General features: G+C 64.2%; 3 protein-coding genes and 1 tRNA gene. 1 reads left to right on the plus strand and 3 read right to left on the minus strand.

The genetic code is table 11. From position 1 onward, the window contains the following. Positions 1-717 (minus strand): sulfide-dependent adenosine diphosphate thiazole synthase (locus AB1346_04730; protein MEW6719738.1); only part of this gene is annotated, 717 nt, incomplete at its 3' end. 292 nt (positions 718-1,009) lie between these two features. Here AB1346_04730 and AB1346_04735 point away from each other — a divergent pair. Then, positions 1,010-1,627: a tetratricopeptide repeat protein gene (locus AB1346_04735; protein MEW6719739.1), complete on the plus strand. Its 618-nt coding sequence runs from the start codon at positions 1,010-1,012 to the stop codon at positions 1,625-1,627. 270 nt (positions 1,628-1,897) lie between these two features. Here AB1346_04735 and AB1346_04740 read toward each other — a convergent pair. Then, positions 1,898-1,972 (minus strand) — tRNA-Thr (locus AB1346_04740). Between the two features lie 327 nt (positions 1,973-2,299). Further along, positions 2,300-3,726, minus strand: a 1,427-nt coding sequence (locus AB1346_04745) for an Rne/Rng family ribonuclease (GenBank protein MEW6719740.1), incomplete at its 5' end; no start/stop codon positions are given.

Consider the following 3,726-nt stretch of genomic DNA (forward strand, 5'->3'; position numbering starts at 1 on the left):
GAAGATGGGCCCCATCCTCGGGCCGCCGAACGCGGCGTTGGCGGACATCCCCGCGACGAACACCCCCGGGCAGATCCGCTTCGTGTTCTCCAGCGTCAGGCGCTCCGCCTTCTCGGCCCACATGGACCGCTCGCCGAGGATCTTCCCGGTTTCGGTGAACAGCCTGACGTCCGCCTTCCGCGCGATCACCGCCAGCACCTCGGTGGCGTGGCCGGTCGCGTCCACGATGTTCTTCGCCGTCACGGAGAGCGGGTCCACGTGCAGCCCCGTCATCTCCACGGGGGACCAGGTGATGACGAGCCCGATGACACGCCCCTCCCGGATCATGACGTCCTCGACGCTCATGCAGTTGAAGACCTTCGCGCCCGCCTTCGTCGCGTGCGAGCAGATCGTGGAAGCCGCCTCGACCGCATCCGCCGTGTAGTAGCCGGGCTCGTACTCCTGCGTGGTCACGCCGAAGAGGTCGAGGATCTCCTTCGCCTCCTCCTGCACCACGATCTCGTTGAACATCATCCCGCCGCCCCACATCCCTCCGCCGATGCTCAGCTTGCGCTCGAACACCGCGACCTTGCGCCCTTCCTTCGCGAGGAAGTAGGCCGCCGCCAGCCCCGCGGGGCCGGCGCCGACGATCGCCGTGTCCACGTCGACGTGGTCCATGAGTTTCCTGGAGAACCGGTCGATGATCGCCCTGGTGATGGTGATTTCGCTCAAGGCCATGGGACCCTCCTGCATGCCGCCGCAGGAAGCGGTCTTCGTATTGCGGCGGGAAACCGGGGAAGGGTTGCAGGTTTACAGGGGACCGGGCCGATCGTGAATACAAGTATATTTCACACCCGATAATGCCGGATGTCCATCGAAATCCTGCGTGATATCAAGGAGGTCCGTTCCGCGCGCCGCCGGGGGGAAGGCGGGGCGCCCCCGGGCCCCCGGAGAAATTTCATCCGCCGCGACAACTCTTCCCGCCGATGGAGGATCAAATGTTCGAGGGAGAGAGATCGGAGGCGGCACCATGAAATGCACAACCGCCGTCATCGTCGGGGTGGCGTTCGCCCTTTCCGTGTTCCCGGCGGGCGCGTCTATCGCAGGGCCGATGGAGGATATCCAGATGGCCTTCGTCCAGGGGGAATTCGAAGCGGCGTTCCGGCTCGCCAGGGCGCTGGCCGAAACGGGGGAGCCCAAGGCGCAGAACCTTCTTGGATACATGTACCAGTCGGGCAAGGGCGTGGGGCAGGACTACATCGAGGCGATGCGGTGGTACAGGAAGGCGGCGGCCCAGGGCGATTCGGAGGCGCTGAACAACGTCGGTGTCATGTTCGAAAACGGCCAGGGCGTGGAGCTCGACTATGGCGAAGCGGTGAAGTGGTACAAGGACGCCGCGGCCCACGGGAACCCGGTCGCCCGGAACAACCTCGGCGTCATGTTCGCGTACGGGAAAGGGGTGCCGCAGGACTTCATATCCGCGTATGTGTGGTTCGACCTTGCGGCCACCTCGTATTCCGAGTGGGACATGGACCGGCGGGAGATCGCGGTAGGGAACCGGGACAACGCGGCGTACCGGCTGAGTCCCGGACAGCTCTCAATCGCGAAGAAGCTTGCGGCCGAGATGAAGCGGAAGGCGGAAAGGTAAGGCAAGGGAGCGGAGCCGGCGGTCGGCCGCGGCAACAAATTCCGTGGCCATCCCTGGCTGCCGCGGCATTCGAGCATCCCTGCCCTTCAGGATTGAATTGGTCGGTTCAATCCCTCACGAATTCGGCATGGGAAGAATCATGGGGCCGGCGGTCGGCCGCGGCAACAAAGTCCGTAGCCATCCCTGGCTGCCGCGGCATTCGAGCATCCCTGCCCTTCAGGATTGAATTGGTCGGTTCAATCCCTCACGAAATCGACATGGGAAGAATCATGGAGCCGGCGGTCGGGATTGAACCGACGACCTGCTGATTACGAATCAGCTGCTCTACCACTGAGCTACGCCGGCGCGGGCGAAAGGAAACGCGCACGAATTTATTAATATATGAACTCCTGGGGGAGGCGTCAAGCTCGCAGAGCCGGGCCAGCAGAACGGGGACGTTCCTTAGAACTTCCGCAAAAGTGGGACAGAGATGCAGGATGATGGGGGCAAAGAACCGGGACGTTCATGAGAAGGCTGATCGGCGTTATCTGTCGGGCTTCTCATGAACGTCCCGGTTCTTTGCCCCCCCTTCTTCGGTTCAGGGGTTCTCTCCCTGCATCTCTGTCCCTCTATTGCGCAAGAACTCATGAACGTCCCCGTTCTGCCGTTCTGCCGTTCTGCTCTTCCTCCCCTTCAGCTCGGCTCGATACGGTACTGCTCGATGTGGAACTTCTCGGACGCGGAGATGTTCACCTTCATCCCGTATTTCTGCTCGAGGATCTCCAGGAACCTCCGCTCCTCGCCGAACAGCTCCTCCGCGAGGGCGGGGTGGACGAAGAGCGACACCTGGCGTCCGGAGAAGAGGAGGCTCTGGCGCTCGAGCGCGCGGAAGATGTTGTAGCAGATCGTCTTCTTCGACTGGAGCACCCCCTCGCCCGAGCAGTAGGGGCACGCCTCCGACAGGGAGCGGCCCAGGCTCTCCCGGACCCGCTTCCGCGTCATCTCGACCAGCCCCAGCTCCGAGATCTTGCAGATCGTCGTCTTGCTGCGGTCGGCGAGCAGGGCGTCCACGAGGGCGTTGTACACCTTCTCGCGGTTCTCCTCGTTCTTCATGTCGATGAAGTCGATGATGATGATCCCGCCGATGTTGCGCAGCCGGAGCTGGTAGACGATCTCCTTGACCGCCTCGAGGTTGATCTTGACCGTCGTGTCCTCCAGCGAGGAGCGGCCGACGTACTTCCCCGTGTTGACGTCCACGACGGTGAGCGCTTCCGTCTGCTCGATCACGATGTACCCGCCGCTCTTCAGCCACACCTTCTTGTCGAGGGCGCGCGTCACCTCGATCTCGATGCCGTAGTTGTCGAAGATGGGCTCGGGGCCGCCGTACAGCTCGATGCGGTCCTGGATGCGCGGGAAGAACTGGTTCGCGAAGCTCCGGATCTTGCCGTACTCCTCGGGCGAGTCGACCACGATGCGGTCCGAGTCGCTGGAGAACAGGTCGCGCACCGCGCGCATCGAGAGGGAGAGCTCCCGGTGGATCAGCGCCGGCGCCGCGGAGTTCTCGCTCCTCCTGCGGATCGTCTCCCAGAGGCGGACGAGGTAGTCCATGTCGGTCCGCAGCTCCTCCTCCGTGCCGCCCTCCGCGGCGGTGCGAACGATGGCGCCCATCCCCTCGGGGCGGATCGCTTCGACGATCTTCGTCAGGCGGTCGCGTTCCCCCGGGTCCTCGATGCGTCGGGAGATCCCGATGTGGTTCGACCAGGTGAGGAGGACCAGGTGGCGTCCGGGCAGGGTGATATGGCTGGTGATCCGGGCCCCCTTCGTCCCCAGCGGCTCCTTGGCCACCTGGACGAGCAGGTGCTGCCCCTCCCGGATCAGCCCCTCGATCGGCGGAAGGAAGTGGTCCTGCGGATAGCGGGCCGGGCGGATCCCCATCTCGTCGGGGAGGACCGGCGGCTCCTCCGCCGTGTCGGAATCGAACTCGAGCTGCGGGGTGACGAAGTCGCCCGCGAAGAGGAACCCCGCCTTGTCCATCCCGATGTCCACGAAGGCGGCCTGCATCCCGGGAAGGACGCGGATGACCCGGCCGTTGTAGATGTTGCCGACGGAGTTCTTGTCCT

This window comes from Thermodesulfobacteriota bacterium, assembly GCA_040758155.1.
Taxonomy (GTDB): Bacteria; Desulfobacterota; Deferrimicrobia; order Deferrimicrobiales; family Deferrimicrobiaceae; genus UBA2219.

Bases quoted from the DNA above. Each gene is read 5' to 3' on its own strand.
- AB1346_04735 (MEW6719739.1), top strand. From the start codon at position 1,010: ATGAAATGCACAACCGCCGTCATCGTCGGGGTGGCGTTCGCCCTTTCC.